The 26750-nt window shown below is 41.1% G+C and carries 25 protein-coding genes; 9 read left to right on the top strand and 16 right to left on the bottom strand.

All coding sequences use genetic code 11. The features are described 5' to 3' along the window. The first annotated feature begins 42 nt into the window (after nucleotides 1-42). Nucleotides 43-669, top strand: a complete 627-nt coding sequence (sodA, locus tag PSF67_RS07690) for a superoxide dismutase [Mn] (protein WP_102140159.1) — start codon at nucleotides 43-45, stop codon at nucleotides 667-669. Between the two features lie 137 nt (nucleotides 670-806). Next, complete coding sequence (gene yiiM, locus PSF67_RS07685; protein WP_272676721.1) at nucleotides 807-1484, top strand: 6-hydroxyaminopurine reductase; 678 nt, start codon at nucleotides 807-809, stop codon at nucleotides 1482-1484. A 91-nt stretch (nucleotides 1485-1575) separates the two neighbouring features. On the opposite strand, the gene PSF67_RS07680 is transcribed toward yiiM, so the two are convergent. Beyond that, nucleotides 1576-3210 carry an ATP-binding cassette domain-containing protein gene (locus tag PSF67_RS07680; RefSeq protein WP_272676720.1) on the bottom strand — a complete coding sequence of 545 codons (1635 nt, stop codon included), beginning with the start codon at nucleotides 3208-3210 and terminating at the stop codon, nucleotides 1576-1578. Next, on the bottom strand, nucleotides 3203-4888 hold the full coding sequence (locus PSF67_RS07675) for an ABC transporter ATP-binding protein (protein ID WP_272676719.1): 1686 nt from the start codon (nucleotides 4886-4888) through the stop codon (nucleotides 3203-3205). Before PSF67_RS07675 ends, PSF67_RS07680 begins: the two co-directional genes overlap by 8 nt. 187 nt (nucleotides 4889-5075) lie before the next feature. On the opposite strand from PSF67_RS07675, the gene PSF67_RS07670 reads away from it, so the two are divergent. Further along, nucleotides 5076-5981 (top strand): LysR substrate-binding domain-containing protein, encoded by a 906-nt coding sequence (locus PSF67_RS07670; protein ID WP_210848598.1) that lies wholly within the window; start codon nucleotides 5076-5078, stop codon nucleotides 5979-5981. Between the two features lie 44 nt (nucleotides 5982-6025). Here PSF67_RS07670 and PSF67_RS07665 read toward each other — a convergent pair whose 3' ends face one another. Beyond that, on the bottom strand, nucleotides 6026-6901 hold the full coding sequence (locus tag PSF67_RS07665) for a pirin family protein (RefSeq protein ID WP_210848599.1): 876 nt from the start codon (nucleotides 6899-6901) through the stop codon (nucleotides 6026-6028). 265 nt (nucleotides 6902-7166) lie between these two features. Between PSF67_RS07665 and PSF67_RS07660 the strand changes: the two genes are divergently transcribed. From PSF67_RS07660 to PSF67_RS07650, 3 genes are all read left to right on the top strand, one after another. Further along, on the top strand, nucleotides 7167-7844 hold the full coding sequence (locus PSF67_RS07660; protein WP_102140131.1) for a hydrolase: 678 nt from the start codon (nucleotides 7167-7169) through the stop codon (nucleotides 7842-7844). 100 nt (nucleotides 7845-7944) lie between these two features. Continuing rightward, nucleotides 7945-8511: a YceI family protein gene (locus PSF67_RS07655; protein WP_102140132.1), complete on the top strand. Its 567-nt coding sequence runs from the start codon at nucleotides 7945-7947 to the stop codon at nucleotides 8509-8511. A 37-nt stretch (nucleotides 8512-8548) separates the two neighbouring features. Further along, a complete protein-coding gene (locus PSF67_RS07650) occupies nucleotides 8549-9754 on the top strand; it encodes a lactate oxidase (protein ID WP_272676718.1) in 1206 nt (401 codons plus the stop codon). 73 nt (nucleotides 9755-9827) lie between these two features. Here PSF67_RS07650 and PSF67_RS07645 read toward each other — a convergent pair whose 3' ends face one another. From PSF67_RS07645 to PSF67_RS07590, 12 genes are all read right to left on the bottom strand, one after another. After that, nucleotides 9828-10565, bottom strand: a complete 738-nt coding sequence (locus tag PSF67_RS07645) for a 3-oxoacyl-ACP reductase family protein (RefSeq protein WP_102140134.1) — start codon at nucleotides 10563-10565, stop codon at nucleotides 9828-9830. A gap of 166 nt (nucleotides 10566-10731) precedes the next feature. Continuing rightward, on the bottom strand, nucleotides 10732-11775 hold the full coding sequence (gene trpS, locus PSF67_RS07640) for a tryptophan--tRNA ligase (RefSeq protein ID WP_102140135.1): 1044 nt from the start codon (nucleotides 11773-11775) through the stop codon (nucleotides 10732-10734). A 16-nt stretch (nucleotides 11776-11791) separates the two neighbouring features. Next, nucleotides 11792-12484, bottom strand: a complete 693-nt coding sequence (locus PSF67_RS07635) for a phosphoglycolate phosphatase (protein ID WP_195697986.1) — start codon at nucleotides 12482-12484, stop codon at nucleotides 11792-11794. Next, nucleotides 12481-13155 (bottom strand): ribulose-phosphate 3-epimerase, encoded by a 675-nt coding sequence (gene rpe, locus PSF67_RS07630; protein WP_102140137.1) that lies wholly within the window; start codon nucleotides 13153-13155, stop codon nucleotides 12481-12483. Before rpe ends, PSF67_RS07635 begins: the two co-directional genes overlap by 4 nt. A gap of 15 nt (nucleotides 13156-13170) precedes the next feature. Continuing rightward, a complete protein-coding gene (dam, locus tag PSF67_RS07625) occupies nucleotides 13171-14073 on the bottom strand; it encodes an adenine-specific DNA-methyltransferase (RefSeq protein ID WP_102140138.1) in 903 nt (300 codons plus the stop codon). Between the two features lie 82 nt (nucleotides 14074-14155). Continuing rightward, entirely contained in the window at nucleotides 14156-15064 is a 909-nt protein-coding gene (locus PSF67_RS07620; protein WP_102140139.1) for an SPOR domain-containing protein, read from the bottom strand. Nucleotides 15065-15327: 263 nt separating this feature from the next. Continuing rightward, nucleotides 15328-16416 (bottom strand): 3-dehydroquinate synthase, encoded by a 1089-nt coding sequence (gene aroB / locus PSF67_RS07615; RefSeq protein ID WP_166268251.1) that lies wholly within the window; start codon nucleotides 16414-16416, stop codon nucleotides 15328-15330. A gap of 48 nt (nucleotides 16417-16464) precedes the next feature. After that, a complete protein-coding gene (aroK, locus tag PSF67_RS07610; protein WP_004906592.1) occupies nucleotides 16465-16986 on the bottom strand; it encodes a shikimate kinase AroK in 522 nt (173 codons plus the stop codon). A gap of 507 nt (nucleotides 16987-17493) precedes the next feature. Then, a complete protein-coding gene (locus PSF67_RS07605) occupies nucleotides 17494-18558 on the bottom strand; it encodes a secretin N-terminal domain-containing protein (protein ID WP_272676717.1) in 1065 nt (354 codons plus the stop codon). Further along, nucleotides 18551-19099 carry a hypothetical protein gene (locus tag PSF67_RS07600; RefSeq protein ID WP_272676716.1) on the bottom strand — a complete coding sequence of 183 codons (549 nt, stop codon included), beginning with the start codon at nucleotides 19097-19099 and terminating at the stop codon, nucleotides 18551-18553. The genes PSF67_RS07605 and PSF67_RS07600 overlap by 8 nt, the downstream gene beginning before the upstream one ends. After that, entirely contained in the window at nucleotides 19092-19637 is a 546-nt protein-coding gene (locus PSF67_RS07595; RefSeq protein ID WP_231068894.1) for a PilN domain-containing protein, read from the bottom strand. The genes PSF67_RS07600 and PSF67_RS07595 overlap by 8 nt, the downstream gene beginning before the upstream one ends. A gap of 3 nt (nucleotides 19638-19640) precedes the next feature. Next, entirely contained in the window at nucleotides 19641-20480 is an 840-nt protein-coding gene (locus tag PSF67_RS07590; protein WP_272676715.1) for a pilus assembly protein HofM, read from the bottom strand. Nucleotides 20481-20596: 116 nt separating this feature from the next. On the opposite strand from PSF67_RS07590, the gene mrcA reads away from it, so the two are divergent. Then, nucleotides 20597-23110 carry a peptidoglycan glycosyltransferase/peptidoglycan DD-transpeptidase MrcA gene (gene mrcA, locus PSF67_RS07585; protein WP_166268257.1) on the top strand — a complete coding sequence of 838 codons (2514 nt, stop codon included), beginning with the start codon at nucleotides 20597-20599 and terminating at the stop codon, nucleotides 23108-23110. Nucleotides 23111-23266: 156 nt separating this feature from the next. On the opposite strand, the gene nudE is transcribed toward mrcA, so the two are convergent. Further along, the gene (gene nudE, locus PSF67_RS07580) at nucleotides 23267-23818 is read right to left on the bottom strand and encodes an ADP compounds hydrolase NudE (protein ID WP_102140146.1); all 552 of its coding nucleotides are present in this window, start codon (nucleotides 23816-23818) and stop codon (nucleotides 23267-23269) included. 325 nt (nucleotides 23819-24143) lie between these two features. On the opposite strand from nudE, the gene PSF67_RS07575 reads away from it, so the two are divergent. Both PSF67_RS07575 and hslR read left to right on the top strand, forming a co-directional pair. Then, complete coding sequence (locus PSF67_RS07575) at nucleotides 24144-26237, top strand: IgaA/UmoB family intracellular growth attenuator (RefSeq protein ID WP_272676714.1); 2094 nt, start codon at nucleotides 24144-24146, stop codon at nucleotides 26235-26237. Between the two features lie 64 nt (nucleotides 26238-26301). Next, the gene (hslR, locus tag PSF67_RS07570) at nucleotides 26302-26712 is read left to right on the top strand and encodes a ribosome-associated heat shock protein Hsp15 (protein ID WP_102140148.1); all 411 of its coding nucleotides are present in this window, start codon (nucleotides 26302-26304) and stop codon (nucleotides 26710-26712) included. The last annotated feature ends 38 nt before the right edge of the window (nucleotides 26713-26750 follow it).

The raw sequence follows: 26750 nt of genomic DNA, 5'->3' as shown, positions 1-26750 counted from the left end.
AATGAGAAACATAGCGGTATTTACGTCACTGGAGACAATAATATGAGTTATACATTACCTGCTTTACCTTATGCTTATGATGCATTGGAACCACACTTTGACAAGCAAACCATGGAAATCCACCATACTAAGCATCATCAAACCTATGTGACTAACACCAATACAGCGTTAGAAAAACTGCCTGAATTAGCGGGTTTAGATATCGATGTTCTGATCCAAAAATTAGACCAAATCCCTGCTGATCAACGTACGTTTGTCCGTAATAACGCGGGTGGACATTCAAATCACAGCATGTTCTGGAAAGGTTTGAAATTAAATACTGAATTAAAAGGCGAACTGAAAGCTGCGATTGAACGTGATTTCGGTAGCGTTGATGCATTTAAAGAACTGTTTGAAAAAGCCGCTGCAACCCGTTTCGGTTCCGGCTGGGCGTGGCTGGTTCTGAAAGATGACGGTAAATTAGCTGTTGTTTCAACAGCGAACCAAGACAATCCATTAATGGGTGAGGCTATTTCAGGTGCATCTGGTTACCCAATCATCGGTTTAGATGTATGGGAACACGCTTATTATCTGAAATTCCAAAACCGCCGCCCTGATTATATTAAAGCATTCTGGTCAGTTGTGAACTGGGATGAAGCTGCGGCACGTTTTGCAGCAAAAGCTAAATAATTTTATAAGATAATTTATTTACCATAAGCGTAGCGTTAATGCTGCGCTTTTTTATTTATACCCCACCCGATTGTTATCTCTATTGGCATTCTTTATGATGAAGGTTCCGTTACCAATTTATGTGGAGAGCGCCGCCCATGTTATTCCTACCCCAAGTCTTTATCGGTAAAGTCCAAGCAACACAGTCCTGTGGGCACAGTGCTATTCATAAGCAGGCTGCCGATGGGTTCTTGATGTTAGGGCAATTAGGGCTTGAGGGGGATGAACAAGCTGAAAAACGCTTTCATGGCGGGCCTGATAGAGCTCTTTGCCATTATCCACGTGACCATTATGACTTTTGGGCTAGTGCTTATCCAGATTTAGCGGATTTATTTATTGCCTCCGCATTTGGAGAAAATATATCAACGCTGGGTATGACAGAAGAAAACGTATTTATTGGGGATATTTTTGCTTGGGGTGATGCGCGCATTCAGGTCACGCAACCTCGTTCCCCTTGTTATAAGCTCAATGGGTTAACAGGAATTGAAAATTTTGCACAGATGATGCAAGACAATGGGCGCTGTGGTTGGCTGTACCGTGTCATTAAAACGGGCAATGTTAGTGAAAATGCGCCATTAACATTATTGAGCCGCAATAGTGATATCTCGGTACAAGAAGCCATTATGATTGCATTTCACGCCCCTTATGATGAAGAGTTATATCAGCGCCTTTTAAGCGCAGCAGGGTTATCTGCAAGTTGGAGCTTAACCATGCAAAACCGTTTAGATAACCACCGAATTGAAGAGTTTAAGCACCGTCTGTTTGGTAAGCGTTAATTACCAGTGAAAAGCCATTGTGCGCTTATAGCAAAGGGAGTATTTAGCCATAAGCGCTTGCTAGCAATATAACGTGCGATACTAAGAATGCCTATGTCTTAGGCGTTTGTTGTATAAACTGTTGGTACCACGGGATATTCGCTATTAATTCGGGATGTGTCCCCTGAGCGATCACGTTCCCGTTCTCCATATACACAATAGAGTCTGCTTGGCGTGCAAGATTGGGCTGGTGGGTGACGATGACCCGTGTTTGTTGTTTGGCTTGAGTTATAAGGTCAATCACTGAGGCGGTATTGACGTTATCAAGGCTTGCCGTTGGTTCATCCATTAAAATGATGTCAGGGTGCTGTAGCATTAGCCTCGCAATACACAGTCGTTGCCTTTGGCCGCCAGAAAGTTGCATACCACCGGCACCAACCTCTTTCTCTAAGAACTCATGATTGGCTGTAAAATTAAGTTGTGTCAGTAATGTGCTGATAGCCCGGTCATCAATATTATCATCATCAAGTATCAAGTTTTGGCGTACGCTACCGTAAAATAAACGGCTGTCTTGTAATAAGATCCCCCGGCTAGCGCACAACACTGCTTGTGATAGGGTTTTAATATTTTGACTACCATAATTCACACAGCCCTGTGTTGGGTCTTGTAAGCGAGCAAGCAAGCCTAATAATGTACTTTTCCCTGCTCCTGATGGGCCTACAATGACGGTAAGCGTATGTTCCTTAAAAGTAAGGTTTATATTTTGCAGAATGCATTTTTTATTATCACTGTAAAATGATAATTGTTCACAGCTAACGCTATTGATGGTGGGCGCTGATGTACGATAAGGAAACACCAACACTGGAGTCTGCAAGGCTTTCTCGATTTGTTGAACTGCTTTTTTCATCTGCCTAATTGATTGGTCTAAATGAGAAAGCAGCCACATAGGTTCAATTAAGCGAGCTAATAAAACTAACCCTGCTAGCCACATGTTTAGTGGCATCTTTGCATGATCAACTAAATAAATACCGAATCCAAAGAGCGTAATAAACGCAGTTTGCACCATCAATGAAAATAATAAGTGAAATGGCAAACTTCTTCGTTGTAGTTGTCTTTGAGTTTGATATTGGGACGCTAAGGCAAGTTTAGGGTGCAGTTGCTCATGGTGAGCGCTTGAGCGACGAATTAATGGCTGGTGGAGGGCATATTGATTGAGTGCACTCACTGCTTGTTGTTCTGACTCATGAACGGCTTGCTCAAAAAAAGCAACTTTAGTGGCGGAAAAACGTAAGGATATTAATAAGATACTGATTATAAATAGTAAAATGGCACCAAAACTACTTTGATAAATTAAAGCACCAATCACGATAGTGCAGGGTGTTACTAACCCACTGATAATTGGGTGTAATAAATGTGCGGGCACAGACATAACTTGTGAAACAGGCCCTGAAATTAGCTGATTACTGTTTGATATGGGTTGTAATGAAAGCGGCAGATGGCGAATAAGTGCCGTGGCAAGATAACGCATCACTAATCCCCCAGCAAAATAGCCTTTTTGAGTGGCGATAAATGTTACGGCTAATGCAGATAAACTAGAAAGAGCGAAAAGCGTTAATGGTACTGTGGTATGAAGGTGCCAATCTAAAATAACAACAAATAAAAATAACCCGCTAACGCCTTCTAAAACAGCGCTTAGCGCCATCCAAAATATGGCATTACGTACTGTGTACAGTAAACGCTTAAGCACAGTCATCCTCCAGAGCGCGTAAAAGTTGCTGATAGGGTTCTGACTGCATTGAAAGTTGTTGATGCGAGCCTTGTGCGATTAATTTCCCACTGTCTAACAGCAATACGCGATCTACTAGGCCCAAGCCGCTTAAGTCATGGGTAATTAATACACAGGTTCGTGGCTCGGTATGCAATAAATTCAGAACCCGTTGTGCATTTTGTGGGTCAAGCGCGGATGTTGGCTCATCAAGCAGTAATAAAGGCGCTGGTGATAGCAGCGCACGTGCAATGGCAAGGCGTTGAGCTTCCCCACCGGATAGCTGCATATCTTGCCCTATTATGGCATCCAGTCCTTTAGGTTGTTGTTTCACAAGTGGTAATAAGTTGAGAGCATCAAGATAACGGTACATTTCATCTTCAGTGGCATTTGGGGCAAACAACTGTAGATTTTCACGAACAGAACAAGGTAAGGGCGGGGTGTTTTGCATGACGATGGAAACCGTACGGTTCAAACTGGTTAATGATAGCTGTGGTAATGGAACCGAGTTAAAGAGCACATTTCCTACTGTTGGGTCTAAAAAGCGAGCCATAAGCTGTAATAAAGTACTTTTTCCCGCACCTGATGCCCCGACTATAGCCATAAATTCGTTGGGAGCAACGGTGATGTTAATATTCGATAATATTGGGTTATTACCTATTTTAACGTCAACTTGAACAAGTTTGAGCTCACCTTGGGACGTGCTAACGTCTTTTTCTCCGTAATGCATATCTGGTTCAGCGAGAAGTTGGTGAATACGCTCTGATGCATTGACAGCAAGGTTTAAGGCGTCTGCGCCATGCCCCATTGCTGCAACAGGTGCAGCGATACTGCTAATTAATAAAATGAATAAAATCACTTGAGCAAGAGGTACGGGATCAGGTAGTAATGAAACCCCTACAATTACCCATAATGAAAGCAATGTGCTGCTGATACCGACTTGGGTCAGTGAGCTCAAGGCGCCTATTTTGCTTATCCATCGATGAAAGGCGATTTCAAATTGAGATAAAGCTTGTGATGCTTTTTTTTGAATTGATTGGTTGGGGTATTGCCTAGCTTGTAGCGGGTTATCTGCGAGTTCCGCGTATTGTTCATATAGGAAGCCCATTGCCTGGTTACGTGAGGTGTAGAGTGCCTGATAGCGTACAGAACGCATTTGTCTAAATAAAAAAATAGAGGCAATTAATGGCATTAAGCAAAAAAGGGTGAGCAGTACATTTTGCCATAATAGAATAAGAGTGGCTGCTGTGGGGACGATAATTAGTTTTGTGATATCTGCGGGGGCGTGAGCGGTTAATTGATGCAACCCACGCACATCACGCTCCGCAATTTGCAAAAAACCGTCTCTACCGTGTTGGGCAAAGTGATTTAGTGGGAGTTTTTCTATTTTATCAATAAGTTGTAGTCTAACGTGGTAGCAGAGGTGGTTATCCGTTTGATGTGTTAAATACAAAGCAAGAGTTTGGCAAATTAGCCAACTTACACCACCAATAGACGCAATAACGACCCACTCATAATATTGATGAACGGGTGCGGCAGCAACTTGGCTAATTGCTATTAATGGAATGAGTGAACAGAGGCCTGCAATAGCTTGTAAAATAAGTGCAAATAATAATGTGAAGCGATAGGGACAAAGTTGTTCCCAAAGTGCGCGGTACATGCGAAACCTCCATTGCGAATCCATCACTTTAATTTATTTCGCTTTGTTATCGTGAATTAGTTGTTTTGCTTGCCAGACTATTTGTTTTGTTTGCAGGCTTTAATTGGCCGTATTCATTTTTAAAGCGCTTTTTTGGGGTTTTTAGTAAGATGGTGATATTGCGATTGGGAATGTTAAGGGGCGTGAGATGCAATATGATTTAAACGATCTCTACTATTTTGTGAAAGTTGTCGAATATGGTGGTTTTTCACAAGCGGGTCTGGCGCTAGGGATCCCTAAGTCTAAATTAAGTCGTCGCATCGCAGAATTAGAACAAAAGTTAAATGTTTCATTGATTTATCGTTCTACTCGCCAGTTTCATGTCACAGAAGTAGGGCAAGTATTTTATCAGCAGTGTAAAAATGTGGTTGATGAAGCTGAAATTGCTCATGAATTGATATGTTCTGTTCAGTCTCACCCTAAAGGGATAATTAAATTATCGTGCCCCGTCGCGCTATTGCAAGTTTATCTCAATGAATTACTTGTTAATTTTATGGTGCAATATCCTGATATCGACATTCAAATTTTAGCAGTTAACCGACCTGTTGATGTGATCAGTGAAGGGTTGGATTTAGCTATTCGCGTGCGCTCATTGCCACTGGATGATTCAGGCTTAATGATGAAGGTACTTGGGTATTCACGACGTATATTAGTGGCTAGCCCACAATTATTCACAGAGCGGGGTGAACTTACTGAACCAGAAAAGCTGGTGGATTACCCAATGTTAGCGAATACGGAGCACTCACAAAATTACACGTTAACCCTTAAAAATAGTGATGATATTAGTTTTACGCAGCATTTTACCCCCAAGTTAGCGACAACCGATATCTTAACGTTATACCATGCGGCACTGAAAGGTGTCGGGATAGCAAGGCTGCCTTATGGTGTGGTAGAAAAAGACATTGGGTCAGGGAGTCTGGTAGAGGTATTACCGAAATGGCAGTTTCCTGAAGATATCATTCATGCTGTATATCCATCACGCAAAGGGTTGTTGCCATCAATTCAATTACTCTTGAATTATTTGGCCGATAATATTTCACCGTCGGTGAAATAAATTTCCCCGATAGCGCATTAGGCTATCAGGGAAATATTCGTCATTTATTGTGTTTCAGGAATGCGCCCAAATTTCCCACTGTTGAAATCATTTATGGCTTCATTGATTTCTTGAACAGTATTCATCACAAAAGGGCCGTAGCCAACAACTGGCTCGTCAATAGGATCGCCACTGAGCAGCAGTACTAATGCGTCTTCCGTAGCTTCCAACAGAATATTACTGTCTGTATCGTCGAGGATCATCAACTCGCCTTCGTTTAAAGCGGAACGACCATCAACAAACATTGAGCCGCGTAACATGACTAAACCAACATGGCGCCCCGCTTTGGTTGGGATACCCACAGTTTTACCTTTGTTCAGCTGTAAATCCCATACATCTAATGGGCTAAAGGTTTTTGCTGCACCTATATTGCCCAAATAGTCACCAGCGATCACTCGCAATGTACCTGCATCATTGGGTAATGCAACTTTTGGTATGCTTTGGCTTTCTAACAACTGGTAGCCGGGGGCCGCTGATTTGTCTTTTGCTGGCAAATTGACCCACAGTTGCACCATATCAAGTGTGCCACCTTTTTTCATGAAGGTATCAGACTGATACTCTTGATGCAAAATACCGGATGCCGCAGTCATCCACTGAACATCACCAGGGCCTATCACACCGCCTTCACCCGTAGAGTCATGGTGAGCCACTTCGCCATCATACACAATCGTGACTGTTTCAAACCCACGGTGTGGGTGCTCACCAACGCCTCTGTTTGCTGAATTTGAGCTTGGGAAATCAAAAGGCCCCGCTCTGTCGAGTAAAATAAACGGATTAAGGTATTTCCCATGATCGTTATAGCTAAACATTGAACGGACAGGGAAGCCGTCTCCTACCCAATGGCTGCGAGGAGATTGATAGATACCAATAATTTTTTTCATGGTTTTGCTCCTAAATTGTTTTGATGACTGAATAATAAAGGAGCTAATAATGAGGGGGTAGTGGCAAAAATAGGTTTCATTGTTGCAGTAATAGAACAATAGAATAAGCACTGATAATTCTATTTATAGAACAGTGTTTATCAAAAACTGGACTACTCAGCCTTAAATCGATGAATTAATCTAAATAACACAAAAACGGAGCGGCTATCGTTCTATTTTTAAATCAAATATAGGTTTCATATTTTATCGATTGAGAGGTTTCATCATGAGTAGTCCAGCTAATTTTAATGGTCAACGTCCTGCTATTAACCCAGAAGATGCGGTGATGTTATTAATCGATCATCAGAGTGGTTTATTTCAAACTGTAGGTGATATGCCAATGACGGAATTGCGTGCTCGCGCCGCTGTTCTGGCTAAAATGGCATCTCTTGCAAAAATTCCCGTAATAACAACGGCTTCTGTACCTCAAGGCCCAAACGGTCCGTTGATCCCAGAAATTCATCAAAATGCACCACATGCACAATATATTGCACGCCGCGGTGAAATTAATGCATGGGATAACCCAGAGTTTGTGGCGGCCGTGAAAGCAACAGGTAAAAAACAACTGATTATTGCTGGAACGATTACCAGTGTTTGTATGGCGTTCCCTGCGATTAGTGCGGTGATGGATGGCTACCAAGTATTTGTGGTGATTGATGCATCAGGGACTTACAGCAAAATGGCGCAAGAAATTACCTTGGCTCGAGTTGTTCAAGCGGGGGTGGTGCCGATGGATACTGCTGCGGTTGCTTCAGAATTACAAGGGACTTGGAACCGTGAAGATGCAGCTGAATGGGCAATGGCTTACACGCAAATCTTCCCTGCCTATCAATTATTAATTGAAAGCTACAGCAAAGCACAAGAAGTTCTGAAAAATAATGAACAATTAGATTCAGAGCGTTAATTAAAGAAATACTCACGATATTTAACTCACGAAATGAAATAAGGCTGCCTTTATCACGAATAAGGGCAGTTTATTTGCACTTAAAGTTTAAGGAACGTACATGAAAAAGCTAGCTTTACCTTTATTGGCATCTTTATTTGTTTTTGGAACCGCTCAGGCGGCTGACTATAAATTAGACCCAACGCATACGAAAGCGGTGTTCTATATTGACCATTTTAATACTTCAACCAATAGCGGTGGATTTCATAATATTACGGGCGATATGACTTATTCTCTGGAAAAACAAACAGGTAGCGTGAATGTTATCATCCCTGCGGAAACATTAAATACAGGTTTACCTGCATTCGACAATCATATCAAAAGTGCAGATATGTTAGATGTTGCCAAGTACCCAACGATTGAATTTAAGTCGTCTAAATGGAATTTCGTTGATAACAAGCCTGTTTCTATTGACGGTGTACTGACAATGAAAGGCGAATCACACCCTATTCAATTAAAAACAACAAAGTTTGGTTGTTACTTCAGCCCAATTTTTAAAGCGGATGTTTGTGGTGGTGATTTTGAAGCAACTATTGATCGTACACAGTGGGGTATCGATTTCTTAGTGAAAGATGGTATGACTCAGAATGTCACTATCAAGATCCAGGCAGAAGCCATTAAACAATAATTTGTGGTAATAAGTACAAGAAAGTAAAGGATTAATCATGTTGAATTTCAAAAAAAATACCGTTGTGACATCAACACTATTAGCTGTTGCTTTAACATTAGGGACGGCTCAAGCTGCTGAATATAAAGCGAGCGATAAAGAAGGCCCAATTAAAATTGTCAATTTGGATGAGCTAGAAAGCCAAGTGGCAAAAAATATGGAAAAAGGCGCTTTTGGCTACATCCGTGGTGGTGCTGAAGATGAGCTGAATTTAAATAAAAATACGCAGCATTTTGATAAAAAATACATTATGCCACGTGTGATGCAAGGTATTGAAATTTCAGATATTGATTTATCAACTGATTTTTTAGGTATTAAACTTAAAACACCGATTATTCAGGCGCCGATGGCGGCTCAAGGTCTCGCTCATAAAGAGGGTGAAATAGCGACTGCAAAAGGTATGGCTAAAGCAGGTTCTATTTTTACTCTCAGTACTTATGGCAATAAAACTATTGAAGAAGTTGCGGAAGTTTCGGGAAATAACCCATTCTTTTTTCAGCTGTATATGAGTAAAAACGAGGCTTTCAATGAATTTACGTTGAAACGGGCTAAAGAAAGTGGTGCTAAAGCGATCATTTTGACGGTGGACTCACCTGTTGGTGGATATCGTGAAGATGATATTCGTAATAATTTTCAGTTTCCGTTAGGTTTTGCCAATTTAGAACTATTTGCTCAGCAAAATAGCGATGGCTCGAAAACAGGTAAAGGTGCTGGGATCAGTGAAATTTATGCGCAAGCGAAGCAAGCATTTACGCCAGCAGATATTCAATATGTGAAAAAATTGTCAGGTTTACCGGTTATTGTCAAAGGTATTCAATCACCTGAAGATGCTGATGTTGTGATAAAAGCTGGCGCGGATGCTATTTGGGTGTCTAATCATGGTGGTCGTCAATTAGACAGTGGTCCTGCATCTTTTGATGTGTTGCCGTCAATTGCAAAAGTAGTGAATAAACGTGTTCCTATTGTTTTTGACAGTGGTGTACGCCGTGGTTCACATGTATTTAAAGCTTTAGCGAGTGGTGCTGATGTTGTGGCTGTAGGCCGTCCTATTCTTTATGGATTAAATTTAGGTGGTGCAGAAGGGGTTAATTCTGTCATTCAGCAATTAAATAAAGAATTATCTATCAATATGATGTTAGGTGGTGCGAAAAATATTGAAGGTGTAAAAGCAACTCAGTTATATACCGACAAAGATTTTCAATAATTAAAGTTAAACTCATTGGTTAATGAAAAACGGGAAAAATATCCCGTTTTTTTGTTATAAGCAAAAGCGAAGACTAAGCTGTGAATCCACCATCAATATTTAAATTTGCTCCCGTGATATAAGCAGCAGCAGGGCTAGCTAAGTACAATACAAAATCAGCAATTTCATCAGCACTAGCGTAGCGTTTTAAGGCCATTATTTGTTTCAGACTCTCTGCAAACTCGCCTTGTTCTGGGTTCATATCTGTATTTACGGGGCCTGGCTGAACGTTATTGACCGTTATCCCTCTTGAAGCCACATCTCTAGCCATGCCTTTTGTTAAGCCAATGATGGCTGATTTACTCATCGCGTAGGCAGACCCGCCTTCAAATGGCACTCGCTCTGAGTTGACACTGCCAATGTGAATTATTCGTCCATTATCATTCATAACCGCTAATGCGGATTGGCTGGCAATAAATAAGCTGCGTACATTTAGGGAATAGGAACGATCAAATGACTCTAGAGAGAGGGTTTCTACTGAACCAAATTCAAGAATACCAATACTGTTAATTAAAATATCAATAGATCCAAACTTATCAAATGACTGTTTGATTGCTGCTGTAATTTCATACTCATTAGCACTATTGGCTTTGATAGCCATGACTTTACCGGGAAATTGCGCTGTTTCAGTGATCAATAATTTTGCATTTTCATCTGATGAGGCATAGGTGAAAGTAACATTGGCCCCGTCTCTGGCGAGTTTTTTCACAATAGCCGCACCAATACCACGTGAGCCGCCTTGAACAATAGCATGTTTGTTTTTGAATAACATAGGGTGCCCTTATTATTAATTAAATAATTTAAAATCAATAGATAAGGTATTTAATAGATAAAGATGGGGGGACTCCAGATAGAAAAATAGAAGGAGTTTGTGAAAAAAATTGATTATGTATTAATGGAAGCGCTCACCCATTGATGAGTAAGCGCTTTTTATTTGGCTAGCGTTGTGGGCGTTTAACAAAACCAATTGCTTCGTAAACTTTATCTAGGGTTTCTTGTGCACGTGCAGCTGCTTTCGTTGCGCCTTCATCCATAATTTGGTTGAGCAACGCTTCATCATTACGGAATTCATGATAACGAGTTTGCAGTGTGGTCAACATACCGGAAACGGCTTCAGCCACAGCGCCTTTAAGATGACCGTACATTTGCCCTTCAAATTCGGTTTCAAGTTCTGCAATTTTTTTGCCAGTCACGCCTGACATAATGTCTAATAAATTAGAAACACCTGGCTTATTTTCTAAATCATAACGAATACGCGGTGGCTCTTCGGAGTCAGTCATTGCGCGTTTGATTTTTTTCACGACAGATTTCGGGTCTTCTAATAAGGCGATAACGTTGTTACGGTTATCATCGGACTTAGACATTTTCTTGGTTGGATCTTGTAATGCCATAACACGAGCACCACCACCAGTTGGAATGAATGGATCGGGTACTGTGAAAATATCACCATAAATGGCATTGAAGCGTTGAGCAATATCTCGGCTCAATTCAAGATGCTGTTTCTGGTCAATACCAACAGGCACTTGATTTGTTTGATAAATTAAAATATCCGCAGCCATTAATACTGGGTAGTCAAATAGGCCGGCATTGATATTTTCTGCATGGCGCGCTGATTTATCTTTAAATTGAGTCATACGGCTCAATTCACCGAAATAGGTGTAGCAGTTAAGCGCCCAGCTCAATTGGGCATGTTGCGGCACATGTGACTGTACAAAAATGGTACTTTTTTTCGGGTCAATGCCACAGGCTAAATAAAGCGCGAGTGTATCGAGAGTTCTTTTACGCAGTTCGATAGGGTCTTGGCGAACGGTAATTGCGTGCTGGTCAACGATACAGTAAATGCAATCGTAGTCATCTTGCATTTGTACCCACTGACGTAATGCACCCATATAGTTACCGATGGTTAATTCACCGGAAGGCTGTGCGCCGCTGAATACGATTGGTTTTTGGGGGTGCTTTAAATTTTCAGTGGGAGTGCTCATTTAGTTATGTCCTTGCTTATTTTATTTCAGATAACCCAATTGCAGGTAATAAATCAGAAAAATGTGTTAATACACAGTTCGGTTCACTCAGTGCAATAGATTCACCATAGTTATAACCGTAGGTCAGACCGACACACGGGCATTCAGCGTTTTTCGCTGCAATAATATCATTACGAGAATCGCCGACAAAAAGCAATTCTTCTTTACGTAAACCGAATGTTCCCATCGTTAAGTAGAGGGGAGCGGGATGTGGTTTCAAAGCTTTGACGTCATCGCTACCCAAGACAAGAGAAAAGTAGTGTTCAATACCTAATTTCTTCAAGAGCGGTGCAATAAATGGTGTGGCCTTATTGGTCACAATGCCCATTGGGAGGCCATATTTTGCTAGTTGCTCTAAGGTTTCTTTCACTTCAGGGAATAGTTCGCTGCCAGTTGTGACAGAAATGGCATAGAATTTATCGAAGCTAGCTCGCGCAGCTTTTTGTAACTCGGGTGTTATTTGGGCACCAGCCCAAGAAAGCGCGCGTTCAACTAAAACATCCACGCCATTACCAACCCAAATAGAGACACGCTCTTTACCTGCGGGTGAAAAGCCAAGTTCTTTTAGCATGTTGTCGATGGCTTCAGCTAAGCCATCTGCGCTGTCTACAAGAGTGCCGTCTAAATCGAAAGCTATTGCTTTGATATTCTCTAATACCATGTCAGTCATTGAGATACCTTTTGTAATTCGCTACGCATTGCATCAATGACGGTTTTATAGTCTGGTTGATCGAAGATTGCGGAACCTGCAACAAAAGTATCGGCACCTGCTGCTGCAATTTCGGCAATATTATTAACTTTAACCCCGCCATCGACTTCCAAACGGATATCATAGCCACTTTCATCAATGAGTTTACGGACTTGGCGCAATTTATTGAGAGTTTGTGGGATAAAGGATTGGCCACCAAAGCCTGGATTGACGGACATTAGCAGGATCATGTCAACTTTATCCATGACATAATCAAGGTAGCTTAGTGGAGTTGCTGGATTAAATACTAGCCCTGCAGTACAGCCATTTTCGCGAATTAATTGTAATGAGCGATCAACATGTTCACTGGCCTCTGGGTGGAAACTGATATGAGTTGCCCCTGCTTTAGCGAAGTCTGGGATGATTCTATCGACCGGTTTGACCATTAAATGAACATCGATGGGGGCGGTAATTCCATAGTCTCGCAGCGCTTTACAGATAGGCGCCCCAAACGTCAAGTTGGGCACGTAATGGTTATCCATAACGTCAAAATGCACGATATCGGCACCAGCGGCCAGAACTTTGGCAGTATCTTCGCCTAAACGGGCAAAGTCAGCAGATAAAATAGATGGGGCAATGAGAAAGTTTTTCATAATTGTCTCCGATTATTAATCGTTATCTGAGAGCCATTCAGCACTAGGTACAGGGCGCTGCATTTTTTTCTTATCCGTTTGTCTAGGAGAAAGGCTATTAGGTATACCCGGATATAATGCCAGTAACTCATTAACTTTTGTCCGGTTTAATATATTTCTACTAATGGTGCGACGTACTTTTACAATATGTAACTGAGCTTGATAATACCACTCTCTTGTCATCGGGGTATCATGATTTGAGATCAAGACAGGGATTTTGCTTTCTGTTGATAATTTTTGTGCCAAAATAGCTAAGTTTTGTTGTTCAAGCGAATTAAAGGAATTCGTGTGGTACGCCGTAAAATTAGCTGTATCTGATAAAGGTGCGTAAGGAGGGTCACAGTAGACAACAGCCCCCTCTTTTGCATTGAGCAACGTTTCACCATAATGCTGAGTTATAAATGTCGCATTTTGTGATTTTTCAGCAAACCACAGTAATTCTTCTTTCGGGAAATAGGGTTTTTTATAGCGGCCGAAGGGAACGTTAAATTCACCACGAGAATTATAGCGGCATAACCCATTATAGCAGTGGCGGTTTAAGTATAAAAAAAGGACACTGCGTTTCTCAGTATCGGTCGATTGGTTAAAGGCTTCACGCATTAAATAATATTGTTCGGAAGTATTATATTCAGGTGTGAAGATTTGCTGGGCTTCTTCAATGAAAGCATCAGTATTATCTTTAACTGTATTATAGAGGTTGATGAGGTCACTGTTAATATCTGCCAGTATGTAGGAATCGTAACTGGTGTTTAAAAACACTGACCCCGCACCAACAAAAGGTTCAATTAAGCAATCACCTTGTGGAAGGTGTTTTTTGATTTCTTCCACAAGGGGGTATTTACCCCCAGCCCATTTTAAAAAAGCGCGTTTTTTTTTCATGCCGTCTTATTATTACAATCGTTTAGAGTAACTGCATTTATACTCTGTCAGGACAACATAATGCGCCCGGGGAAAAACGTTGTTATTTTTGATCCTGTTTGACTTGTTTCATATTTCTAACCCACGGTTTTTTCGCTTGCACTGCAGCAGGTAAGGTTCCTATTGCATTTTTGGCATCGGTCACTGAACTATAATTCCCGTGAATAAGAACATACCAGGTTTGCCCATTACGTATCGTTTTATAGACTTTGTAATTGGCCAGCTTGTTTTCTTTTGCAAAAGCTTCCAGTGTATCAGAACGGCTTGCGCTGCTAAGCTGTAATGTGTAGCTACCTGCTGGCGCAGACATGATATTGCTACCCTGGCTACTCGCCGTTGATGTAGATTTCGCTGGCTGTTTAGTCTGCACAGGATGTTTTTGCTCAACGGGTTTTACAGGTGTTTTTTCTGGCGCCACTGGTTTGACGGCAGGTTGTTGTTCGACAGGTTTAACCGGTGGTGGCGTTAACGGTGCCGTATTTTGTGGCTGGTTAGTACCTGGTACCGAAACTTGGCCTTGATTTAAGGCATCAACCACATCGCCAGGTATTTCGATTCGCTCTCCCAGACCATTTGGTTGAGTTTGAGGCTCTCCTTGGGTTGGCGTTGGCGTAATTTGTGAACCTGTAATTTCTTGTGGTTGCCCTGATAGCGTTTGACCTTGTGAGTTTGTCAACGATGAGGAGCCCGATAAGTCGATATTTTGTGAATTATTTGCACCCGTTGTTTGTTGCTTTTCATGCTCTGTAGGGGCTTTTAACGCTGAGCTGATAGCAATAATGAGCAGCAATAAAACTAAGACACCCACGCCGATCATGATATGTTGGCGTGAGAGTGCAATTTTAGGTTTTGCAGCAGATGATTGGCGTGAACGCCCTGTCGGTCTATCTGATGTATCTGGCCTAAGGTCATTTTGACCTTGAGGCTGGTTATCTGGTTTAAATTCGTCCATTTTCCTCTCCCGAATAAAATTTGCCTATAGTAGAGATAAAATGTCTCTTATCAGTACAACCTCTTAACGACCAAGCAGGACATTGCTGCTTATTTTTAAAGCATATATCCTTTCGTAATACCACGCTAGCCAAAGTGGTATTGATAATATGCTTTTCAGAGTTTCGTCTATAGGTGTAGGCATACCGTATAATTTAACGACTTTAGCGAACATCTACCAGTAACATTTTAAAACGTCAGTAAATATTCGGTTTTTTCTTCGTTTTATGGCATACAGGATGATATTGCCGCAATGACAGTTTGCGTATCAACATCTGAACGCATTTCCGAATGGCCGATTGTGGTAGGTAAAATTAAATGCAGTTTTCCACCCATCACTTTTTTATCCCGCATCATATGTGGAAGATAATCATCGGGCTTCATTTGTGAAGGGCCTTTGACGGGAAGTGATGCACGCTTTAAAAGTGTGACTACCCGCTGAGTTTGTTCAGGAGTAAATTGACCAAGCAATTCAGCTGTTTTTGCTGCCATGACCATACCAGCGGCTACAGCTTCACCATGTAACCAGACGCCATAACCCATATGCGCCTCGATAGCGTGCCCAAAAGTATGACCTAAGTTTAATAGTGCACGTAACCCACTAGTTTCTTTTTCATCCGCAGCAACGACTTGTGCTTTTAGTTCACAACAACGGCGAATACAGTAGGCCATCGCTTGGTCATCAAGAGAGAGGAGAGCATCAATATTCTCTTCTAGCCAGCTAAAAAACTCACTATCGAGGATAATGCCGTATTTAATGACTTCGGCTAAGCCGGAGGCGAGTTCTCTTGGTGGAAGTGTTTTCAAGCAGTTGAGATCAACCACAACAGAAGCCGGTTGATAAAATGCACCGATCATATTTTTCCCTAATGGATGATTGACGGCGGTTTTACCACCGACAGAAGAATCCACTTGAGATAATAAGGTTGTAGGGACTTGAATAAAACGCACGCCACGCTGATAGCTTGCTGCAGCAAAGCCTGTAAGGTCGCCAATGACGCCCCCACCAAGAGCGATGAGGGTGGTGTCACGGTTATGGTGTTTTTCAAGTAATGCGGTAAATACATCATTCATAATGAATAATGATTTGTATTGTTCACCATCGGGTAAAATGATGGTATCAACTTTTACGCCTGAAGATTCAAGGGCATTCTTTATCTTATCGAGATAAATAGGTGCAAGAGTTTCATTTGTCACAACCATTGCTCGTTGACCCGCAGTTAATGGCCAAAACGCCCCCGTTTGTTGATATAAGCCGGGTGCAATATTGATTGGATAACTACGTTCGCCTAGAGTGACGGTGACTTTTTCCATCTTGCTTTACCACCTTGAGTTCATTTTTGAAAATAACGCCATGAATAATTAGTTTTTTTCTAATAGTTCAATGATTTGGCTGGCAACAACTTTTGCGCTTTGCTCATCAGTATGAATAGTAATATCAGCAATTTCTTCATACATAGGATTACGTTCGTCAGCCAGTTTCTCAAGTACCTCACGTGCGGGTTCGTCAACTTGTAGCAGTGGACGTTTTTTGTCACGTTGTGTACGAGATAGTTGCTTCTCAATAGTGGTCTCAAGATAAACAACGACACCGCGAGCGGATAAGCGGTTACGGGTCTCTTTGGACTTAACAGAGCCACCGCCCGTTGCTAATACAATGCCTTGTTTCTCTGTAAGCTCATTGATGATTTTTTCTTCGCGATCGCGAAAGCCTTCTTCGCCTTCAAGGTCGAATACCCAGCCTACATCCGCGCCAGTGCGTTTTTCTATCTCGTGATCAGAGTCGAAAAACTCCATATTAAGCTGTTGAGCCAACTGACGGCCAATAGTACTTTTGCCAGCACCCATTGGTCCAACCAGAAAGATATTGCGTTTCTCTGCCATGTTTTTTGGTATTACTACGATTATTCGTTAATGATTACCCGCCCCGCCAATCAGATTAGCGGCGGGACCTAAACTGAAACCTCATAAGTGATGATGTGAGATCAGATAAGAAAATTATCTCAATACATCAACCTGAATTGCAACTATATAAATATGGCACTAAGCATGCAAAGTGCCATATTTCAAATTACAGGTTTCGATATTTGAGCCGTCTATGTTGTCTAGTGCCTTGTTTATCATGGTTTTTAACAGTTTTTAGCTATTAGTATTAGCTAGCTATTTCTGTTAAGTGTAGAGCAACATTAATTGTGGCTGTTTTATAAGCGACTGACAGCTTGTTCTTTAATCTACGGATAGTTAGAACACTCAATGGATAACCTTGTATGCTAAAACGACGCCAGCGTCAAATTTATCCGGTAGGTTTATGGCATAAAAAATATTTTTTTTTGTCATCTTTGACTTATTGCGTATTCAACTAGTTGAAGTATATGTGTTATTTTCCCCATATTAAATATTGATAAGTTTTGGTGTTATAAAAACAATAAGGACACGCTTATCTGTATGCTCTGCCGTATTTGTAAATAATGCCCCTAAGAAAGGGATATGGGATAAAAAAGGTAACCCCATCTCTGTTTTTTCTTGTTTTTGCTGAAAAATCCCCCCAAGAATAAGGGTTTCGTTATTTTTGATGGTGACGGTTGTGGCGATTTCTTGCTTATTGATGGCCAAGTGATGATGTTGACTGCTTGTGAGTGCCGTATCAGGCGAGTTATGGCTAATTTTAAGGATTAACTCAATTTTTTCATCACGTGCAATGGAAGGTGTGACATCCATCCCCAGTACAGCGTCTTTAAATTGTACGTGAGTTTTCTTTTCACTACTGGTGACGTAGGGGATCTCTGTACCTTGCTGAATACTTGCGGCTTGTTGATGTGAAGCAACTAAGCGAGGACTTGCAATAATAGAAAGCAGATTTTCTTTTTCTAATGCTTTTAGTTTCATTTCAAGTAAACCATCACTAAGGCTAAGAACGTTGAAGGAAAATTGCCCTGATGTTGAAGAGTAACGGTTGTAGCGATTTAAATGATTAGTGGTCAGATTTCCCCCTGTCATCATTCCCCACTCTAAACCCAATTCTTGTAATGCAGTTCGGCTGCTACTAATGATATGTGCGGTGATTTGCACTTGTTTATTCGGCTTATCTTTATGTTTTATCCACTCATCAATCAGTGCTAACCGCTCTGGACTATCTTTAATAATGAGACTGTTTGTCGTGATATCGTGATGGATAGATGCATTTTTTGATAATAACGAAGTACCTGAATGCTCTAATAGATGATGAACTTCTTCGACATTGATTGAGACTAATTTAAATATTTTTTCGGTTAGTGATGTTTTATTTGGCGTTATCGGTGCGACTACTGTCTCTGAGTTGAGGTGATTTTCTGTTGTAAAAGGTGGCGTTAGTGGTGCAAAGGGATCTCGAATCTCTTCGGCAGAGACTAAAAATGAAAATAGAAAGAAGAGCCCCACAACAATCACTTTGGGAATGTTAATTAGTGAACTATTCATTATGGTTATCATCCTTGATAGCGAGAGAGTTGTTGAATAATGAAAATGAGATGGTGGTAACGATAATCCCTTGTTTTAAATATATTTTTATATCATGGAAATGCCATTTTTGTGTTTGAGGAAGGGTAAGAAGCTGTTCTATAACGTGATAAATAGGAATGAAAGTGCCCTGAAGTTCCATGAAATAGGTATTGATATCAGTTGGTTGTAACTGGTTAAGTGTGACAGATGAATGTGAGAGTAAGGTATTTAACTGCGTAAGGGATTCAAGAGGCGCTTCTTGAATATTAACGTATTGTTTTAACAATTGAGCTTGTTTTTCAAGCTGTTGTAATGAAGGTGAGCGGTGGATGATTTTTGTTTCTTTTGCGATGGCTTCAATTAAATTCAGGTTTTCAGTATCTAATTCCATGATTTTATTTTGATTTTCCTTCCAGTGTAAAAAATACCCCATTGAGATACAAAGCGCAATTAAGAACCAAACAGGTAGAGTTTGTTGCCAAAATGGGCGATACCAAAAAGAATGTGTTGATTCACTCATCGAGGCCCCCTTGATATTTGGCTGTTAGATGTAAACGGTTTAACTGATTCACTCGGCTGATTTTTTTCAATTGAATGTCACTCAAACCAGGATGATTTTTAAGTTGTAGGCCGAGCGAGTTGATATCTTGAAAGTCATAGCTGTTAGCTTTGATTTCTATTTTGTTATTCATTAACTGTAGATTTGTTAGCCAGCTTCTGGGGGGAGTTATAGTTGAAAGATTTTGTAAGAGACCAAGTAAAAATTGGTTATTTACCATAATGTTATCTATCTTTCTTTTTTGGTTCATTAAACGATTAATTTGTGTTTGTTGATCTGTGATTTGCAATGTTAATTGTTGTATCTGTTCGTATTGCAGTTGGTTATTATGCTTTCTGTTTTTTAGGTCTTCTATCTCAATGTGTTGAAAAATAAATAAAAATATACATGCTGTAATCACCGAGCAGCAAATCACAGAACAAAAAAGTAAAAACGCTCGGATCTTCTTTTTTATTTGCCGTTGGCGCCAAGGGAGAAAATTAACTTGGTATAGTTCCATCAGTTAAATATCTCCATGACGTAAAGCAAGACCAGCCGCAATCACAAAATCTCCCAGCAATTGGGGTAATTTAATATTACTCTGTTGAAAAGCTTGGCGTAATTCCCAGAGATGAGCTGCCTCAGTAGTACGATGAGTATGCTGATGGTCTGTAATGAGGTAGATAGGTGAGGTGGGAGAGGTGTTTTCTTGATCAAGAAAGGGCAGTAAATGAGAAATTGTTGGGATATCGGTATCTTGCAAATGGTTATAATTCGCTGGCTGGCTAATTGGCCCTGACCAAAGCCATTCACCTTGACGATAATGAACAACCCAACATTCATCGGGTAAACCCGCATTTCTTGCCACATAGCGTAAAGCTATGGGGGCGACATCAATAGCCAGCAGGTTGAACCCGCTTTCTGTAAGTAGGTTTTGCCAAAAAGTAATATCTGACTGGCGAGCCCCATTAAAATAAACTTGTTGCTTGATGACACGATAGTCGATAACTAGCTCTTGGGCGTGCATAGCAAAACGTTTTTCAGCTTGAGATTGTAAATACCAACCGAGTTCTGGCTGTGGTAAATTGATTTCACTTGGTAATGAAATTTGTTGTTTTATTGTGCGAACAGCGGGTAATGCGAAGGAGACAGAACACTTTTTAGGTAATTTCTGACGCCATTGTAATAAAATATTCAGTAAAATTTTATATTGTTCATGGCTAGAACTATCCGTCAGCTCGAATGGTAATTGTTGTTGCCAACATTCACATAAGTGCCAATATTGTCTGCGCCGCTTTGCAGCGACTAGCTGCATTCTATCTTGATATAGGTCGATCCCAATGTTCCATTTTGATGTATACATAATTAATTTCCTTATCATTAACAAATAAATTACGTTTTCTATTGTGCTGTATAAGCTTTATACTGTGTGTTAGTGATATCTAAACCCTCTTGTTAGTCGAGCATGGGAATTTTCCGGTGAAGTTCGTAAAATATTTTTTTATTCTTGTTTTCTGTTGCATTTTTTTGGGAACCGCCTCGATTTATGGCATGTATAAATATGTTGAAGGTGAGTTACCTGATGTAGCAACAATGAAGGACATTCGTCTGCAAATTCCAATGCAGGTATACAGTGCGGATAACGAATTGATTGCCCAATATGGGGAAAAACGTCGTATTCCTTTGCCGCTGGCCGAAATCCCTCCTTTAATGATAAAAGCGTTTATCGCCACTGAAGATAGCCGTTTTTATGACCACCATGGGATTGATCCTATTGGTATTTTCCGTGCAGTTACCGTAATGGCATCATCTGGTCACGCCTCCCAGGGGGCGAGTACGATCACGCAGCAGCTCGCGAGAAACTTTTATTTAAGTCCTGAAAAAACCTTGATGCGTAAAGCTAAAGAGGCATTTTTGGCTATTCGCATTGAGCAGCTTTTTACTAAAGATGAAATCATGGAGCTGTACCTGAATAAAATTTATTTAGGTAACCGTGCTTATGGCGTCGGGGCGGCTGCATACGTTTATTTTGGTAAGACAGTGGATGAGTTGACCCTCAGTGAAATTGCGATGATTGCGGGTTTACCAAAAGCACCTTCTACATTTAACCCGCTGTACTCTTATGATCGTGCGGTAAGCCGTCGTAATGTGGTCCTTTCTCGTATGTTCGAGGAAAAGTACATTACTCAAGACCAGTATGAACAAGCAAAAAATGAAAAAATAGTGGCTTCGTATCATGCGCCGAAAATCGATTTTTCTGCGCCGTATTTAGCCGAAATGGCGCGTCAAACCCTGTTTGATAAATATGGCGAAGATGCCTATACCGATGGATATAAAGTCTACACTACGGTGATCCGTAAAGATCAGGAAGCTGCCACAACGGCAGTTCGTAATAATTTGATCGACTACGATACGCGTCATGGTTATCGCGGCCCTGCTGAAGTTTTATGGAAACAGAATGAAACGGCTTGGACAGCAGAGCAGATTGTCGAAAAATTGAAAAAAATGCCTACCTATGGTCCTTTAATGCCAGCTGTCGTCACATCTGCCACCGCTTCAGAAGCACAAGTGATGTTAGCTGATGGTTCGCAAATCCCTATTACGATGACCGGAGTGCGTTGGGCGCGTAAATTTATTTCAGATACTCAACAAGGTGCCGCGCCAAGAGCTGTAAACGCAGTCATGCAGGTGGGTGAGCAAATTTGGGTTAGAAAAGTTAAAGATAACTGGTGGTTAGGGCAAGTACCTGATGTGAATGCGGCATTTGTTGCCTTAAACCCAAATGACGGTGCAATTATTGCACTTGTTGGTGGGTTTGACTTCAATATGAGTGAATTCAACCGGGTCACCCAATCATTGCGACAAGTGGGTTCGAATATTAAACCTTTCTTGTATACAGCCGCGATGGATAAAGGCCTGACTTTGTCATCATTACTTAATGATGTGCCGATTAGCCGTTGGGATGCGGGCGCTGGTTCTGATTGGCGCCCTAAAAATTCACCACCTCGATATGATGGACCTATTCGGTTACGCCAAGGTTTAGGTCAATCAAAAAACGTCGTGATGGTTCGTGCGATGAGAGCCATGGGTGTGGATTATGCCGCTGATTATCTGACACGTTTTGGCTTCCCTGCGGAAAATATTAACCGTACAGAGGCATTAGCGTTAGGTGCGCCATCATTTACACCAATGCAAATGGTTCGTGGGTATGCCGTCATGGCCAATGGCGGGTATTTGATTGACCCATACTATATTTCGAAGATCGAAAATCATAATGATGAGGTTATTTTCGAAGCCAATCCTAAAATAGCATGCCCTGATTGCACGGATATTCCTGTGATTTATGGGGATACCGAGCGCACTATTGCGAGCAAAGGTATTGATGATGACTCTACCGAAGAAGTGACACAGTCCGACAATACGGTGATACAAGAGCCAACAATGGAGCTAACAACGGCAGCTGACCTAAATGGGAGCTCCGCTGACCAATATGCACCTCATGTGATTAATACCCCACTCGCATTCTTAATTAGGGATGCGATGATGACCAATATCTATGGTGAGCCCGGTTGGTCTGGTACCGGTTGGCGTGCAGCGAGAGACTTAGGTGGTCGGCGTGATATTGGTGGGAAAACAGGAACCACGAATAGCTCGAAAGATGCTTGGTTCTCTGGTTATGGCCCAGATGTTGTTGCTTCTGCATGGATAGGTTTTGATGATAATAGGCGTACATTAGGCCGCGGTGAAGCTGGCGCGAAAAGCGCACAACCAATGTGGGACGACTTTATGAAGTCAATTTTGGCCGGGGTGCCAGTCAAAACAATGAAGCCGCCTAAGGGGGTTATTTCTGTATCCATTGATAGCCGAACAGGTCAATTAGGTTCTTCCCGCCGTGAGTATTTTATTGAAGGAACTGAACCGAAAGAACATGCAGTTCAAGAGGTGGGTACGACAATTTCTACGGAAGGTGGGGTTAGCCAAGAGTTATTTTAACGTTATTGTTGGCTAAGTTTTCACCATTAGCACCCCATTGTTGATTTTAAACATGGGGTGTTTTCTATAGAGAAAACTAATATATCAGTGGGTTACATAGCCACACATATGATGGGTTATGGAAATAACATTCCGCTGATACAATAAAACGTATTTTTACTTAATACTTTTTAAGTAACGTTCTAGATAGAAAAGTGCGCTAATATTCCGAGCTTCGTTGAAATCTGGGTGTTCTAGTAATTCCATCATTCGAGATATTGGCCATAGTTCTTGCTGTAGAGGCTCAGGCTCATCTCCTTCGAGTTTTTCGCTGTATAAGTCTTGAGCGATAAGAATATTCATTTTACTCGAAAAGTATGAGGGTGACATTGTCAGTTTGGCGAGCTGAACAATGTGATTAGCGCCATAACCAATTTCTTCTTTGAGTTCACGCTGGGCTGCTTCAATGGCGATTTCACCGGGGTCGATAGCACCTTTGGGAAAGCCTAATTCATAGCTTTCAATCCCGACAGCGTATTCGCGAATGAGAATGAGGTTATCACCCATGATAGGAACGATAAGAACCGCTTCGCGTTTTGCGGGCCGCATTCTTTCATAGACTCGTTTTTCACCATTGCTAAATTCGAGGTCAACTGATTGAATGCTGAATAATTTTGATTGAGCAACATCTTGAATATTCAAGATTTTAGGTTTTTTTAACTCTGTCATAACGATTTCCGAACAGGATGAGTAAAATCTATTGCTAAAAGCCTATTTCATTGATTTACAGGACACAGTTTATCTAGCTCGGTCTGTATTTTGAAATCATCATACAACTATGACCTATATCAAAATAAAATGATAGATATTATCGAGTAGATAAAATGCTGTTAGTATAATCGGCTCAAACAAATAATATGGGTAAATAAATAAAACATTTTTTACAAGGTGTTGTAATTTAAAATAAAAACCACAAATAGAATAGGAATCGGCTTATTTTTAGGAAGTGTGAGGGCTGATATGCTTTTCTTATTCATTTTTCATTGGGGAAACAATGCTGAACCATGTCATTATAACGGCTATAATTGTTATTAGCCTAACTATAATGGCTTCCTTCCTATTTTTTAGGCGGGGGCGGCGTTCTGGCGTCTATCAAATACCTTCTGTTGCGTCACCATCATTTAGGAAAATGATTGATTCAGATTACCAAACCATCTCCCAGTATTTGAATTATTGCGCTGCTATATCAATAAATACTTCTCAATATCCATGGCAAATCAAAAAAAATTCAATAATTGCCACGGTTTGTCATTCATTAACGCGTTTTAACTTACGTCAAGAACAGGGGAATAGCTGGCGCTATTTCATTGATACCATTGAGGTTCAGCTCCCTTCGCAGCTTGAACCTTTTTTGCAACGCCAAAATGTCATGGAGATTGTAGAAACTGACCACTTACCCTTGATCATTTCAATGAACAGCCATTCGTTGAAGGATTTCAGTGGTGAATGGCAAACAGGTGTACCAAGCGACTCAACATGGTCTGATGCGGCGATTCAAGAACGTGGTGAACATAGTATTGAGCGATTGAAAGTTCGTAAAGAGACGCTTGAAGAGCATAGGTTACACCATTCTACAGGTTGGCTTGGCGCCGCAATTATTTGCCTGAGTTTTTTATTTGGTTATTTAACCCTCGTTTCAATTCCGTTATTACAGGAATCGGGGTTAGTGATTACCATGATTACGTTTGTTATTGGGTTACTTGTTCTCTTTCGCTCTAGGATGTTTCCTCGAAAATATCAAGATATTCAATGTATTCACGGTCAGCCAAAGCGCTGGGAACTCTATGGTGAGCTTGATAAAAAATATTCCACAAATACGTCTATTGCAGGTATTGACTTGCACTACCCCAGCCATTGGGCAAATTATTTAAAATACGAAGAGAATCAAGCTGTTAATATTGATTTTTATACGACTGGTGAGGTAGTTAAGCACGGCAAGTACCTTTCTTTGCATGAAGAAGAACGTTATTACCCATACAAGCGGTTCAAAAAGAATGTATTGATGTTAGTTGGGGCATTGTTAACGATGACTCTGATATTTGCCTATCAACCGATGGGGTTACCGATAAAACTCGGTTTTGCTTGGTTAGGTGGCACAGAGAAAATTAAGGTTGATAGCCCTAATGATCTTGTTTCTCGGCCAATAAAAATTGGGGATACATTAGTTGCCCAAGGGAAAGGGATGTGTTACCGCCCTCCAAATTTGAATAAAGAAAACCAAGCACAATTTGTGCCGTTTGATTGCTCAGGTATTTATTGGAATGATGTTAGTTTATTGACCGAGCCCCAATCGGAAGTTGTTGAGCGCTCAATAACATTGCTTGATACCGTCAAAAGCCAGTTGCATCCAGATAAAAACTCGGTAGGCGTTAACCCAAGATTACAGCGCGATATTATGAAATCAGGGATGAATATTATCTTTGATTTTTCAGCTATTATTATGGGCGCAGAACAACTGTGCCATAATTCTGATAACTGCCTAAAACTAAAAAATGCGCTGACTAACCTAGGAAGTACAGAGGATTGGCCTACTTTAGTAAAAAAAGCGTCCGCAGGGAAATTAAAAGGGGCTCATGTTTTATTACGTGCAGGCAGTGCTGAGGCCTTGGAAAACATCGTGGAAGACACCATATATGATTTTATCAGTACAGAAATAGACAGAGAAGTGCGCAAGATTAATAGTCCGCCCCCTGGCGGTGTTTTATTAATTAGTGATGAAAATAAGCCTTTAGTCGATTCGATACCGGGAATTTCTTTTAATGAGCAATCGCCATTACAGCGCTGGCAAGAGCTGCAAAGGTTATCAAATCTTCTGATCAATACACCGTTCAATATTGAAGGGGTTATTACTCGTTTATCCGTAGATGCCAATGGCACATTGCAGATTGTGTTGCATGAAGAACCCAATGCAAAAGTGGTATCTCAGTATATATGTAGTGCGCTTTTTATACTGTTTTTGTTGGTGTGTGCGCTGTTAAATGGTTCGTTGATTGTGCTACGTGTTTTGAATAATAAGAAGCGTTTGCGTAATATCACAGAATATTATGATAAATGCTTTGAGGCTAATCCCCCTCCCTATCGTCGATAGTATCATCCCGAAAATAGAGGGAGCCTCTTCTTAGTTTGATTCAGACTTATGTCGAGGAGGCCCCATGAATCAATCCACTATAGAACCTGTTCGCCTTGATAAATGGCTGTGGGCTGCGCGATTCTATAAAACGCGTGCCGTCGCCCGTGAAATGATTGAAGGCGGTAAAGTCCATTACAATGGGCAAAGAACTAAGCCTGGGAAAATTGTTGAGCTGCATGGGGTCGTTAAACTTCGGCAAGGTAATGATGAACGTACGGTTGAAATCTTGCAGATCAGCAGCCAGCGCAAAGGCGCACCGGAAGCACAGTCCCTGTACAGTGAAACCGTAGAAAGTATTGAGCAACGAGAGAAAATGGCACAAGCACGTAAGATGAACGCACTTACGATGCCACATCCAGAGCGACGTCCAGATAAGAAAGAACGGCGTACTCTGTTAAAGTTTAAACAAACAAATTCTCATGAGTCGTCTTAATGACGGCCTGAGCAACAGTCAGAGCAATAGAGAGATAT

Origin of the sequence: Providencia sp. PROV076 (genome assembly GCF_028483405.1) — a bacterium.
Classification (GTDB): Bacteria; Pseudomonadota; Gammaproteobacteria; order Enterobacterales; family Enterobacteriaceae; genus Providencia; species Providencia huaxiensis.
Note: the sequence above shows the minus strand (reverse complement) of the source record. Positions and strands in the feature narration are given on the sequence as shown.